This is a genomic window from Acinetobacter sp. NIPH 542, from assembly GCF_000369825.1.
In the GTDB taxonomy this organism is placed as follows: Bacteria; Pseudomonadota; Gammaproteobacteria; order Pseudomonadales; family Moraxellaceae; genus Acinetobacter; species Acinetobacter oleivorans.
In genome coordinates, this window is record NZ_KB850205.1 from 64,843 (window position 1) to 78,179 (window position 13,337).

Genomic DNA, 13,337 nt, shown 5'->3' on the forward strand with positions numbered 1-13,337 from the left:
TCTCAACCTAACAAGAAAATATGCTCTTAATTAACTATCTGTTAATAAGTTTATATTAATTTAATTTCATATTTTTTATAATGATTTTTAAATACAAATATAACGAAGTGGCATTGTGTATAATTTAGAAAGTTTGTATTAACTCCTTTAAGACGTTTACTTTTGATTGAAGTGAAAATTGATAATCTTTCTTTTTTTGAATCAAAAGTTCAATCTGAAATCTAATGCTAGGAAACTCATTAAAACACTCGTTAAGACATTCAATTTCGAGCTCATTTTGCTGTAGTGCTTTATTTAGTTGATTAGTCTTCTCACAAATAGATTCATAAGGCTCTTGTAATTCCACAGGTAAACAAATCTTCTTGATTTGATATGCATGATATTTAGAGGTGTATTTTGGGGGAATATTTATAGAATCCATAATAAAGTACTCCTTTACTAAATGATGAATAAAAAAGCTATAAACTACTTCAAAGTTTTCATCGTTATTTAAATAGCTGTTTTGGCCTACAAATAATGACCATATTTCTGTAAACGCCAATTTATGAAAAGAATTTTTCATAAGGAAACGTAAAAACAATCTTTGCAGAATTTGTCTTTTCGTCATTTCTACCATCAAGTAACAATCAATATCCTATTTTGGGATATTTTTTAAAATAGTACACCATCTTCGGTTATGAGCTCAATACATGACCCTAGATATATTGGTCTAATACAATGTTTAATATCTTTACGTGAGGAAAAAAATATAACTCAGGTAGAAGTAGCTTCATTTCTAAAAAAACATCAGTCGTATGTTGCTAAAGTAGAAAATTTAGATCGTAGATTGGATGTAATTGAATTACATGACTGGCTAAAAGCCCTTGATATACAACTTTCAGAATTTATTATAATTTCTAAATTAGAAAAACATTAATTTTAGTTAGATAAGATTTCTTTTGTCTTAAAACTTAATATCAATCTCTCAAAATTACGCTTTAACGCTTCAAAACACATTATTACAGAGTACTTTGTCGCATAGTTGTTTGTAATGTCGCATAGTTGTTTGTAAATCACATCCGCCCCCAACCAGTGCAATTGCTGATGCGGTATGGTGGGGCGCACGAAAAGGACGCTGTCCAAACGTATGCGGTGTATTCGAAATCGAGTAAATACTCGCAACTTCAAGTGTTTCTTGATTAGAAAGAGGTGGCAAAATTGAAGGAAGGCGTGAAGCGAGTAAAGTCTTACCTGTGCCCGGTGGTCCTTTAAAGAGCAGAGAATGTCCCCCTGCTGCGGCTATTTCTAGTGCGCGACGTGGGCGTAGCTGACCTTTTACATCTGCCAAATCAAATTTATAAGGCATTTGATTTGATGTTGTTGAAGGTTCAATCGAAGATAGAGATTTCGTGCCCAGAAAATGTTCACAGACTTCTTTTAAATGGCTCACCGGATAACACTCAAGGTCCGGTAAATGGTTAATATCTTGACTATTATCGAGAGGTAAAAGCATTTTATGCTTGGCCTGTTGACAGGCCATTGCCAAAGTTAAAGTACCTGACACTGGTCTTACATGACCATCTAGCGCTAATTCACCAATTAATTCAAAATCTTCGGCACAGTTTTCGGGAAGCTGACCAGAGGCAATTAAAATGCCTACAGCAATTGGTAAATCCAGACGTGACCCGTCTTTGGGCAAATCTGCTGGTGCAAGATTAATGGTCAGCCGTTTAGTTGGAAATTGAAATCCACTATTAATAATGGCTGAGCGAACTCGGTCTTTACTCTCTCTAACTGCCGCCTCTGCTAGTCCGACAATGGTAAGAGAAGGTAAGCCTTGACTCACATGTACCTCAACTTCAATTAGAGGTGCATGCAAACCCAAAAGTCCCCGTGTATAAATTTTAGAAAAAGACATCTTATTGTTCCATTATGGTGCTTCATTTTTAATCGTTGTAAAGTATAAGTGCGCTACGTTGGTGCTTATTTTTTATTCTTTAAAGTTTCTTCTAACAGACTTACTTGTTTTTGTAGCTCTTCTAAACGTTGAGTGGCAGATTGAAGTGCAGTCTTTTGACGGTCAATTTCTTGTTTGGACACAAGATCCAACTTTTCGACTGCTTCATTTAATAATGCACGTAAATTTTTTTCCAAATCTTTTTTAGGCTCATCAATTTGTTCCAAAATGGCCTGTAGTAATGTTTCTAGCATAAAATATCCAAAGTGTTGTATTACCTTATGGTTTACAGTTTAACACTGCTTGAACTTGGGATATAGGTTTCAATTCTTTTAGTACAAATAGAACATTAAATAAGCACTCAACGATACTGAAAATTCATTTTATTTTTAATAGCTCATCTACATCTTGATCACTAAATAGGTTATAAAGAAAGTTCATGCAATAGATTCATTTCCCTCAACCTTTGAAATATTGGCATGAAAATTGAACATAAAACCTTACTGGTGAAAAGAAGCCGAAGGAAACAAACATGAAGCTTGTAACTGCAATTGTAAAACCGTTTAAATTGGATGATGTGCGTGAAGCGCTCTCTGACATTGGTGTACAAGGGATTACCGTAACTGAAGTTAAAGGTTTTGGTCGTCAAAAAGGACATACAGAACTCTACCGTGGCGCAGAGTATGTGGTTGATTTCTTACCTAAAGTAAAAATCGAAATTGCGATTAGTGATGAAATGGTTGACGCGGTAATTGAATCAATTACTCGTGTAGCAAGCACTGGAAAAATCGGCGATGGTAAGATTTTTGTGACTAACCTGGAACAAGTTATCCGTATCCGTACGGGTGAAACTGGACCAGATGCTGTCTAATTGGCACAAAGCTTGCTGAGTAGAAAATAACTCGCAAATGAGGTTGGGGGACACGAATGAAAAAAATGCTTATGGCGCTGAGTCTATCAGGCGCTCTTTTGGGTGGTACTGCCGTTTGGGCAGAAGATGCTGTAACAACGCCTACATCGGAAGTTGCGGCTACATCAACATCTCCAGCTACTGCAACCACTGCAGAAGCACCAGTTGCTGAAACTCCAGCAGCTCCAGCACCAACACCAAAACTTGATACAGGCGATACATCTTGGATTTTAGTTTCAACAGCTTTGGTTTTATTAATGACCATTCCTGGTTTGGCACTATTCTACGGCGGTATGGTACGTAAGAAAAATGTATTAAGTACTATGATGTTCAGCCTTTCCGCTGCAATTTTAGTAAGTTTGCTGTGGGTGATTGCAGGGTATTCAATCGCGTTCTCTGGCACAGGTGCATTTTTTGGTGATTTGTCTAAAGCAATGCTAAACGGAGTCGCGTTTGATGCATTGAGCGGAACAATTCCTGAAAGTCTCTTTGTTATTTTCCAAATGACTTTTGCCATCATTACAGTTGCAATTCTGAGTGGTTCTATTGCAGACCGTATGAAATATTCAGCTTTCATGGCATTCATTGCAATTTGGGTACTTGTTGTTTATGCACCAATTACTCACTGGGTTTGGGCAACAGATGGCTGGTTGTTTAAAGCAGGCGCATTAGATTTTGCTGGTGGTACAGTTGTACACATCAACTCAGGTGTTGCAGGTCTCGTTGCTGCTTACATGCTTGGAAAACGTATTGGCCTAGGCCGTGAATCTATGGCTCCACATAACCTGACTCTAACTGTTGTTGGTGCAAGCTTACTTTGGGTGGGTTGGTTCGGCTTCAACGGTGGTAGTGCATTAGGCGCGGGTGCTCGTGCAAGTATGGCAATTTTAGTGACTCAAGTTGCTGCCGCTGCTGCAGCATTCTCTTGGTTGGTTGTTGAACGCATGATCCGTGGCAAAGCATCTGTATTAGGTGGTGCTTCTGGTGCGGTAGCTGGTTTGGTTGTGATTACACCAGCAGCAGGTTTTGTCGGGGTAGGCGGTGCTTTAGTGATGGGCCTTATTGGTGGCGTAGTGTGCTTCTGGGGTATTACAGCACTTAAACGCTTACTTAAAGCCGATGATGCTTTGGATGCGTTTGGTTTGCATGCGGTAGGGGGTATTGTCGGTGCGATTTTAACTGGCGTATTCTACAGTGAAGAAATTATCAAAGCAGCTAACGTTACCTTAGCTCCAACATTCGCTGGTCAATTATGGGTACAAGTTGAAGGCGTATTGGCAACCATGGTTTACAGTGGTATCGCGACTTTCGTTATTCTTAAAGTGATTGATCTTGTGATTGGTATCCGTGTGAACGCTGATGATGAGCGCATGGGTCTGGATTTAAGCCAACATGGCGAACGTATTGAATAATCATCATTAATATATCTGCTGTCTTAAAAGAACAGTCTTGCGCTGTGATCAAAGTGATACTTTGATCTTGCTCAGGACTGTTCTTTTGTCTTATAGAATGCTGGTTCTGTAAGTGTAGAAATTTTGCTACACTAGGTCAAAGTAATCGACCCTATAAATCCGCTATGCATTGTCCATTTTGCAACGCCGCAGATAGTAAAGTCATCGATTCACGTTTAGCCGCCGAAGGCTGTCAGATTCGTCGACGTCGTGAGTGTGTAAGTTGCGGTGAACGTTTTACCACTTTTGAAAGCTATGAAGTGGTAATGCCCCGTGTGATCAAATCGAATGGAAAAAATGAACCTTTCGATGAGGCCAAATTACGTCGTTCGTTAATGCATGCTCTGCAAAAACGTCCGGTCACACAAGAGCAGATCGAAACAGTTTTAAGTGATATTCAGTTGCAGATTCGCCGTTTAGGTGAGCGTGACGTAAAATCTAGAACAATTGGTGAAATCGTCATGCAATCTCTATTTGCCCTTGACCATGTCGCTTATGTCCGATTTGCTTCTGTATATCAAGATTTTCAGGATGTTGAGGCGTTTCGCCGTCAAATTGAGCAAATGCAACAACGTGAACAATAACTATTTGAGATTTTTATGTCTGAGTTGAAACAAGATCAATATTGGATGCAGCAAGCCATTGAACTTGCCAAACGAGGTCTATATTCGACTAAGCCTAATCCAAATGTTGGTTGTGTCATTGTCAAAGATGATCAGTTAATTGGTGAAGGCTTCCATCCTAAAGCGGGTCAACCACACGCAGAGGTCTTTGCTTTACGTCAGGCAGCTGAACAAGCACAAGGTGCAACAGCCTATGTCACGCTTGAGCCATGTGCGCATTATGGTAGAACTCCTCCTTGTGCTGAAGCACTGGTTAAGGCTCAGGTTAAAAGGGTGGTTGTGGCATGTCCTGATCCAAATCCGCTCGTTGCGGGTAAGGGCGTTCAGATTTTGAAAAATGCCGGAATTGAAGTAGAAGTTGGCATTTGTGAAGATTTAGCAGAAAAATTAAATCAAGGTTTCTTAAAGGCAATGTCTACGGGCATACCTTATGTACGCTTAAAAGTAGCTTCAAGTCTAGATGGACGTACGGCAATGGCATCTGGTGAATCGAAGTGGATTACGGGTTCTGCTGCCCGTCAGGATGTCCAGCATTGGCGTGCTATTTCAGGAGCAGTGATTACAGGTATTGAAACTGTGATTGCAGATGATTGTCAGCTTAATGTGCGCTCACTCGATCAGATTGACATTGAGACAGTTGCTCAACCAAAACGGGTTGTTTTAGATCGTCAGGGGCGTTTGCCACTTAATGCTAAAATTTTAGAAAACCCTGAAACTGTGATGGTCATGGGACCATATCGTCAAGAACTTGCCGATTTAGGCGTGATACAATTAGAAATTCAGCCTTTAAAAATGCTGTTACAGACCCTATCTAAGCAACATCAAATTTATGATGTATTGGTGGAAGCCGGTGCGACATTATCTACTGCCTTTTTACAAGAAGGTTTGGTAGATGAGTTGATCAGTTATATTGCCCCGACATTTTTGGGGAAAAGTGCAAGAGCCATGTTCAATGCAGAGTTTGAATATATGGCACAACAACTTCGTTTTACACTTCTTGATGTGACACAACTTGATCAAGATATACGCTTAAGGTTAATCCCTACGCAAGAGAAAGTATGAATTCAGAGCCTTCGGTTTATCACAAACGTCGTCATGCGGCCCGTACGACAGACGAATATCTTTTCCATCAGCTTGTTCCTTATCTAGGTAACAAGCGCCGATTGCTCCATCTAATTTTAGAAGCCCTTGAAATTACAGGGACACTGAATAGCAAGAAAAAGAATCCTCCGATTTTTGCCGATTTCTTTGCCGGCAGTGGTGTGGTGTCTCGTTTAGCACGTCAAAATGGTTACCGTGTGATTGCAAATGACTGGGAACCTTATAGCCATGCTTTAAATCATGCGATTTTAGCTTGTACCGATGCACCTGCTTTTAAAGAGCTGGGTGGTTATCAGAAGGCAATCGACTATTTAAATCGTTTACCTGAAGTTAAAGGTTGGGTTACGCATAACCTTTGTCCACGTAACGATGATGTATACGATCCAACCCGTGACCGTTTGTTCTTTAAACGCCGTAATGGTATGCGTATTGATGCGATTCGCCAGCAGATTGCAACATGGCAGGCGCAAGGTGCAATTAATGATGTAGAGATGAGTGCTTTGCTTGCACCATTACTCTATTCAGCAAGTTTTGTCAGTAACACCAGCGGTGTATTTAAAAGTTTCCACCAAGGGTGGGGCGGACGTACACAAACTGCATTGGAACGAATTGAGTCATTGCTTTGGTTAACACCAAGCCGTTTTTGCGAGATTGGTGACCGTAAGCGTCCTGCTGCTGAAATGTGGTGTGTAGATTCACAGCATCTCGCAAATCAAATGAGTGGTTTTGAAGTCGATGTTGCCTATCTTGATCCACCCTATAATCAGCACGCATATAGCAGTAATTATCATGTTTTAAATGCATTAACTTTATGGGATCAGGTCGATTTACCATCACCAGATACTAAAGGTTATAAGAGTGGAATTGATAGAGCTTGGCGTAAAGAACGTCCAAGTCCATATAATTCTTCTAAATATGCGAAAGATGCGTATGAAAAGTTACTTTCAACCATCAATGCCCGCTATATTCTGACCAGTTATTCAACTGATGGTAATATCGAGCCTAAAGATTTGCTTATGGCTAATCTGGAGCGCGGCAAAGTGACCCTGTTAACACAAGATGTTCCACGCTATCGAGTAAGTAAACAGCGACAGTCTGAACGTGCACGCGTACTTGAGTTTATTGTGATTACTGATACTCATGCTAAGTCAGGACCACCATTACGTCAGTTATTAGGCCAGCTTTACCACTTCGCCGAGCTAGGTGGTGTAGATACCTCAGGTAATAGTACACAGCTCGCACTTTGGTAAGCGCTGCAATTTAAGCAGTGTAAAAAGATTTGGAGATTGAGCCATGTTTACAGGCATTATTGAAAGTTTAGGAAAAGTCGAAAGCCTGCAAAGCGTAGGTGGTGATGTGCGTTTACGTATTCAGACTGATCTGGATATGTCCGATGTACATTTGGGAGACTCAATTGCGACCAATGGAATCTGTCTCACTGTGATTGAATGGGGCGATAATTGGTATGCAGCGGATGTTTCTCGTGAAAGCTTGAATCGAACAACTTTGGGTAACTGGAAAGTTGGGCAACGTGTCAATGTTGAAAAGGCAATGTTACCGACAACACGCTTTGGTGGACACATTGTGAGTGGCCATGTTGATGGTGTGGGTGAAATTACTGTAGTACGTGAAGATGCTCGCTCAATCTATTATGAAGTTACAGCACCCGCAGAACTTGCTAAATATTTAGCCGAAAAAGGTTCTGTGACCGTAGATGGGATTAGCTTAACGATTAACCACTTACGTGGAAATATTTTAAGCTTAAACTTAATTCCGCATACAGCAGAGCGTACTAACATTGGAACATGGCAAGTTGGTAGCAAAGTAAACCTTGAAGTCGATGTTTTGGCGCGCTATATCGAGCGTTTATTGCTAGGTGACAAGGCTGCTGAACAAAAAACAGAGTCAAATATTAGTATGGCTTTTTTAGCTGAGAATGGTTTTTTAAAATAAAAAGCTGAATTGTTAAAATAAAAAAACCGGACACTTGTTCCGGTTTTTTTATTTTGAAAACTTATTGCTTGGTTAGCGTAACCGAGTTTGTGCCGACCCATGGTTTATTATGTTGGGTGCGTGTAATTGAAAATTCGCCTTTTTCTGACTCTCGTGTGAGTAAGATAGATAAAGAGTTAAAGTCGTTATGACTCATATAAAGTTCTTGTGCTGAAAATGTCCATTGTTCACCCTGATTAAGCTGCTCAAGTTGCATTGAAATCTGATGCGGAATGTCCATTTTTACCCTCATTAATTTTCATAAATAACCATGCGGTATTCTAATAATTATTTGAACTAAAAGAATATTGTGCATGACTATTCTGTGACAATTAAATGTCATTTTTATGACAAAGAGAGTCTTAAAAACTTTACTTTTCTATTTTTTCATCAGAAAACTTAGAATTCTTTAAAATGTATTCAATTTCTTCTTGAGCTGCCGAATTTAGCTTGGCTCGGAAAGCTGTTACAGACTGTTCAATTAAGCTCTCAGCTTCAAGTTCTAAACGAATGCGTAAACTTTCAAGCTCAGATAAGATTTGATCATCGGTAATACTAAGTTTTACGCCAGCAGAGTAATTGACTGCTGGTGTTTCAGGGTTTTTCTGATAACGCGCAGTTTGCTCTGCAACCTCTTGTTCTAAATGACTACGTAATGTGTGTAATGTTTCAGTCTGTTCATTAAATTTTCGAACTTCGTCTGCTTGCAACTCCGCAGCATAAGCAGCTTCTGATGCACGTTTGTCAGCAAGCGATTTTTCTAAAGCAAGTTGACGACGAATACGTGCTTGCTCCATGAGCTCCGCTTTAAGATCTGCGTAGGCTTGTTCAATTTTTTGCTGTGATTCTAATTGCGCTTTTTCATCATTTAAAACCCAAAGCTGAATAGGCGTTTGAGGCTCTAGTAAGTCACAAATACGTGCCAGATCCTGTTGATAGGTATGACGGACAGCTTCAGGCGCATTTAACCATCTTTTTTTAAAATCTTGCCCGACATTTAATGCCACCATGTTTCTCCTTGATCAACAGTATTTACATTTTAGCGCGTTATAATTTAAAGGTCCGCGGTTCTATACCCAAACGGCGATACATTTTAAATTTTTCTCGACCAATTTGCTTGGCTGTTTCATTATTTTCAACAATTTCTATAATGTGGCTAAAATGATCAACTTGTTCAAGTGCATGATTGTTAAAATTAAATACTAATAGGCCTTGTTCAAGCGGTTGTTTAGCCGAAATGCATACAGCAGCATCAGTCTGGTCAATGCCATGCGCAATGAAACTGACAGGGTCGAAATCCCATAATCTTTCATCGAGCATCTGTTGTAGCTGCACATCTGGGCAATACCACCAGATTTTAGGATGCTTCTGTAATATTTTTCGACATAAACGGCAAGCACTATCGACTTGCCGTTCTTCGCTGGTTTCAAACAGATAAAAACTAACTTTAGCCATTCGTATTTACACGATTCGCTAAAAATTGCATGAGTAATGGTACTGGACGACCGGTTGCACCTTTAGCTGGACCCGATAACCATGCTGTTCCTGCTACATCTAAATGAGCCCAACGATATTCACGTGTAAAGCGCTCAAGGAAACATGCAGCTGTAATCGCGCCGCCATATGGACCACCGATGTTTGCAATATCCGCAAATGGTGAATCAAGTAACTCTTGATAATCATCAATGACTGGCATACGCCATACACGGTCAAGTGATTGTTCGCCAGCTTGTTGGAGCTCTGCTGCCAAAGCATCATCTGGTGAGAACAACCCACTGAGTACTTTGCCTAAAGCGACTACACATGCACCAGTTAATGTTGCGATATCAACCACTACTGCTGGATTAAAGCGTTTAATATAGGTCAATGTGTCACACAATACTAAACGGCCTTCAGCATCTGTATTTAGAATTTCAACAGTTTGACCGCTCATGGTGGTCACAATGTCACCTGGACGAGTTGCTTTACCAGAAGGCATATTTTCTGCTGCTGCAATTGCACCAACTACATGAATAGGAAGTTTCGCTTCGCATAGGGCACGAATTGTACCAAGTACAGATGCTGCGCCACACATATCGAATTTCATTTCATCCATGCCAAGGCCTGGTTTTAATGAAATACCGCCTGTATCAAAAGTTACGCCTTTACCCACTAAAACAACCGGAGCTTGATCAATCTGTGCTTGATATTCGAGCGTTACAATACGGCCTGGACGTTCAGATCCTTTGCTGACTGCAAGAAAAGCATACATGCCTAAATCAGCCATTTGTTGCTCATTTAAAACAGTTACTTTAAGTAAGTCAGGGAATTCTGCGGCTAAAGCTAGAGCTTGTTCTGCCAAATATTCTGGGAAACAAATATTGCCCGGACGGTTGCCAAGATCACGTGCATAAGACTGACCAGACTGTACTGCATGTACTAAAGCCAGTTGTTTTTCATCTAGGCTAGTTGTTGAACTAATTAAATCAACCTGTTGTAACACAAATTCATTTTTTTTCGATTTAAACTCATCATAACCATAAGCTGCTTGAGTTAAGCTTAAAGCAAATAAATAATGGTGCTCGACAGGTAAAGCAGCAATATCAATTGCGATATGCTTAAATTTATTTTGTGTCGATTTGATAATCGTTTGGGCAAGTTTAGCGAGCTTGACTGCCTGAAGTTCAGCTGTTTTTCCTAAGCCAAGTAATTGGCTGTGAGGCTGATTTGAAATCTGACCAAATAAAGGCAGAGTTTCATTGAAGTTACCTTTAAATTGGGTAGCGTTCAGAACGCTTTCTAGGTTATTGATTTGATATGTGTTGACGTTGCTTTGTAGCTGTTCTGAATCAACTAAAACCCACAAAGATTCATTAGATGTCTGTTCGGGAAAAGTTGTATAAGTTGTAAATTTCATGGCTGTCGTGATTGCCTATAGAAAGTTATGATGAATTAAAACATTGAAACACTTTCAAGCATAGCGTTGCAATGTGCGGTTTTATATTTTTAACATTCGGGTAAACTAGCAGTCGTCCCGATTAGCCTTTTGGAAGTATTACTTTGATTATTCGGCGTTATCTCGTCAAGCAAGTTGTCTCTACCTCATTGGTGGTCATTTCTTTATTGACCTTAATCATGATGGGTGGTCGTCTGATCAAATACTTTGGTGTGGCGGCGCAGGGGCGTTTAGATGCCAGTATCTTGTTTAGCATCATTGGATATCGTTTACCTGAATTTCTAACCCTCATTTTACCACTGGGTTTTTTCATTGGTTTAATGTTGGTGTTTGGTCGTTTATATGTTGACCATGAAATGGCAGTACTGAACGGTAGTGGTGTGAGCCGTCATCAATTAGCACGATTACTCATTCCAATGACGCTTGTTTATATGGTTTGTCAGTCTGTGCTTATGCTCTGGATGACGCCGTGGGGACTGCGTGAGTTTGAAAAATTAACCACCACCCAAGCGGTTCGGACGGGCTTCGATTTGGTTCGTCCAAGAGAATTTATTTCTTCTGGACCCTATACGATTTATGCAGGTTCATTGTCAGAAGACCGAAAGAATTTGAAGGACATTTTCTTTTATCAACGTGCGACCAAAGAAGATAAGCCAGATGTCATGATCTTGGCAAAAGAAGCGACTCGTGTAGAAGTTGCAAATGACACAGCCAATGTCGTTGATCTGGTGCAAGGCCGTCGTTATGAAATATTTCCGGGACAACCAAAATATACGCAAGCAGAGTTTCAGTCTTATCGTCTACGTTTAGAAAATGATAAAGATGTTAAGTTTGAAAGTGGCGATGTAGAAGCATTATCAACGACTAAACTCTTTTCAAAAACAAATGATCCAGTCATAAGAAGTGAGTTGGGATGGCGTTTGTTTGGACCATTCACCATTATTATTGCTTTAATGCTTTCTGTGGCATTGTCGGAGGTGAGTCCACGACAAGGTCGTTATTACCGTCTTATTCCGGCGATTTTTATTTTTTCCAGTCTGATTGTATTAATGATTGCAATCAAGACTCGTATCAGTAAAGAAGAACTCGATATTTGGGCTTATCCTGCCGTGTTGGTGGTTTATGGGGTTGCAGCAGCCTTATTTTCACGTAAACAAAAGTTGGCACCAAAAATCAAGAAACAGATCAAGCGAGTGAAATTATAATGTTAGCACGTCGAATAGTCGCCAAATATGTGACGAAAACCACTGCGCTTGCAATGTTTGGCACCACAGTTGTTTTGTCGATTTTACAGATCTTATTTACGTATCTGGGCGAGTTGGGTGAGCTCAAACCAGACTACAACGCATGGCAAGCTCTCATCTATGTGTTATGGGGCGCTCCTCGTTATCTATATGAAATTTTGCCTATTTCTGCCTTGATTGGTGCTGTAATTGGTTTAGGGTCACTAGCAACCAGCAGTGAACTTATTGTTATGCGTTCTGCTGGTATTAGCTTATGGCGTATTGTTGGTTGGGTGATGCGCTCAGCTTTACTGCTTATTATTTTGTCTTTTGCCTTAAGTGAATGGGTTATTCCATATACTAATGAAAAAGCAGCAAGTGTTAAAAGTCACCGCTCTGTAGCTGCTTTAGGCGAAGTGAAAGGTTATTGGTCACGTGAAGGGCAGCGATTTATCTATATCGACTATGCTAACTCTCAAGGCAATTTAAAAGATATTCAAGTAGTCGATTTTGACCAGAACTATTACTTGCAATCATTAATCAATGCTCAGCAAGGCCAGTTCGTAAAAGATGGTCAATGGGCTTTGAAGAAAGCCCAACAAATGGATATTTTGGCGGCAGGAAATGCCATCAAAACCGACCATGACGAACAATCGCTTTCTTTAGCATTAAAGCCTAAATATGTGCACATGGTGACTTTAGATCCTGAAGATTTATCGCCAAGCCAGCTCATCAGTTTCATGCGCTATATGGATGAATATAGTCAGGTTCCAAAGACCTATCAATTGGCTTTCTGGCAAAAAGTTGCCTCGCCATTTTCGTTGATTGCTCTGGTTCTCGTGGCATGTTCATTTATTTTTGGGCCATTACGCCAACAATCGATGGGTTTCCGTTTGGTGATCGCATTGTTTATTGGTTTGAGTTTCTATTATTTGCAGGATTTCTTGGGTTATGCCAGCTTGGTTTATGCCCCATCTCCTGCGTGGTTCGTACTCGTACCTATCTTGTTAATGTTTGGTGCCGGAAGTTATTTGCTTTACCGCGCTCGCTAGTAATAATTGAAATTTATGGTTTTCATCAATCGTAGATATTGGTGAAAGCCATAGGAAAAAATAGAGTCTTGACCGAAAATTCGGTAAGATATTGTGACGAAATTGTAGACAAAA

General features: G+C 40.0%; 15 protein-coding genes and 1 pseudogene. 9 read left to right on the forward strand and 7 right to left on the reverse strand.

The window, feature by feature from the left end; genetic code table 11:
- Nucleotides 1-124 precede the first annotated feature (124 nt).
- Nucleotides 125-607: a hypothetical protein gene (locus F886_RS03630; RefSeq protein ID WP_228129964.1), complete on the reverse strand. Its 483-nt coding sequence runs from the start codon at nt 605-607 to the stop codon at nt 125-127.
- Nucleotides 608-676: 69 nt separating this feature from the next.
- Between F886_RS03630 and F886_RS03635 the strand changes: the two genes are divergently transcribed.
- On the forward strand, nt 677-916 hold the full coding sequence (locus tag F886_RS03635; protein WP_005301602.1) for a helix-turn-helix domain-containing protein: 240 nt from the start codon (nt 677-679) through the stop codon (nt 914-916).
- A gap of 141 nt (nt 917-1,057) precedes the next feature.
- Here F886_RS03635 and F886_RS03640 read toward each other — a convergent pair.
- Nucleotides 1,058-1,897 (reverse strand): annotated as a pseudogene (locus F886_RS03640) (YifB family Mg chelatase-like AAA ATPase); the annotation flags it as partial.
- A gap of 65 nt (nt 1,898-1,962) precedes the next feature.
- Nucleotides 1,963-2,190, reverse strand: coding sequence for an accessory factor UbiK family protein (locus tag F886_RS03645; protein WP_004795193.1), 228 nt, complete (start codon nt 2,188-2,190; stop codon nt 1,963-1,965).
- Nucleotides 2,191-2,468: 278 nt separating this feature from the next.
- Here F886_RS03645 and glnK point away from each other — a divergent pair, with 278 nt between their 5' ends.
- The 6 genes from glnK (at nt 2,469) to F886_RS03675 (ending at nt 7,974) form a co-directional block, all read left to right on the forward strand.
- A complete protein-coding gene (glnK, locus tag F886_RS03650) occupies nt 2,469-2,807 on the forward strand; it encodes a P-II family nitrogen regulator (RefSeq protein ID WP_000780326.1) in 339 nt (112 codons plus the stop codon).
- 56 nt (nt 2,808-2,863) lie between these two features.
- Nucleotides 2,864-4,258, forward strand: coding sequence for an ammonium transporter (locus tag F886_RS03655; protein ID WP_005301607.1), 1,395 nt, complete (start codon nt 2,864-2,866; stop codon nt 4,256-4,258).
- Between the two features lie 164 nt (nt 4,259-4,422).
- Complete coding sequence (nrdR, locus tag F886_RS03660; RefSeq protein ID WP_004795187.1) at nt 4,423-4,881, forward strand: transcriptional regulator NrdR; 459 nt, start codon at nt 4,423-4,425, stop codon at nt 4,879-4,881.
- A gap of 15 nt (nt 4,882-4,896) precedes the next feature.
- On the forward strand, nt 4,897-5,982 hold the full coding sequence (gene ribD, locus F886_RS03665) for a bifunctional diaminohydroxyphosphoribosylaminopyrimidine deaminase/5-amino-6-(5-phosphoribosylamino)uracil reductase RibD (RefSeq protein WP_005301609.1): 1,086 nt from the start codon (nt 4,897-4,899) through the stop codon (nt 5,980-5,982).
- Entirely contained in the window at nt 5,979-7,271 is a 1,293-nt protein-coding gene (locus F886_RS03670; protein ID WP_005301611.1) for a DNA adenine methylase, read from the forward strand. Before ribD ends, F886_RS03670 begins: the two co-directional genes overlap by 4 nt.
- A 43-nt stretch (nt 7,272-7,314) precedes the next feature.
- The gene (locus F886_RS03675; protein WP_005301612.1) at nt 7,315-7,974 is read left to right on the forward strand and encodes a riboflavin synthase; all 660 of its coding nucleotides are present in this window, start codon (nt 7,315-7,317) and stop codon (nt 7,972-7,974) included.
- 61 nt (nt 7,975-8,035) lie between these two features.
- Here the strand turns inward: F886_RS03675 and F886_RS03680 are convergent, their stop codons facing one another.
- The 4 genes from F886_RS03680 to F886_RS03695 all read right to left on the reverse strand — a co-directional run bounded on the left by F886_RS03680 (nt 8,036) and on the right by F886_RS03695 (nt 10,909).
- Nucleotides 8,036-8,254 (reverse strand): hypothetical protein, encoded by a 219-nt coding sequence (locus tag F886_RS03680; protein ID WP_005301614.1) that lies wholly within the window; start codon nt 8,252-8,254, stop codon nt 8,036-8,038.
- 130 nt (nt 8,255-8,384) lie between these two features.
- The gene (locus F886_RS03685) at nt 8,385-9,023 is read right to left on the reverse strand and encodes a cell division protein BlhA (RefSeq protein ID WP_005301616.1); all 639 of its coding nucleotides are present in this window, start codon (nt 9,021-9,023) and stop codon (nt 8,385-8,387) included.
- Between the two features lie 37 nt (nt 9,024-9,060).
- Nucleotides 9,061-9,468: a DNA polymerase III subunit chi gene (locus F886_RS03690; protein ID WP_005301618.1), complete on the reverse strand. Its 408-nt coding sequence runs from the start codon at nt 9,466-9,468 to the stop codon at nt 9,061-9,063.
- The gene (locus tag F886_RS03695) at nt 9,461-10,909 is read right to left on the reverse strand and encodes a leucyl aminopeptidase (RefSeq protein ID WP_005301620.1); all 1,449 of its coding nucleotides are present in this window, start codon (nt 10,907-10,909) and stop codon (nt 9,461-9,463) included. The genes F886_RS03690 and F886_RS03695 overlap by 8 nt, the downstream gene beginning before the upstream one ends.
- Before the next feature lie 143 nt (nt 10,910-11,052).
- Here F886_RS03695 and lptF point away from each other — a divergent pair, with 143 nt between their 5' ends.
- Together lptF and lptG are read left to right on the forward strand one after the other, a co-directional pair.
- Nucleotides 11,053-12,153, forward strand: a complete 1,101-nt coding sequence (gene lptF / locus F886_RS03700; protein ID WP_013199136.1) for an LPS export ABC transporter permease LptF — start codon at nt 11,053-11,055, stop codon at nt 12,151-12,153.
- The gene (gene lptG, locus F886_RS03705) at nt 12,153-13,223 is read left to right on the forward strand and encodes an LPS export ABC transporter permease LptG (RefSeq protein ID WP_005301624.1); all 1,071 of its coding nucleotides are present in this window, start codon (nt 12,153-12,155) and stop codon (nt 13,221-13,223) included. Before lptF ends, lptG begins: the two co-directional genes overlap by 1 nt.
- Nucleotides 13,224-13,337: the final 114 nt, after the last annotated feature.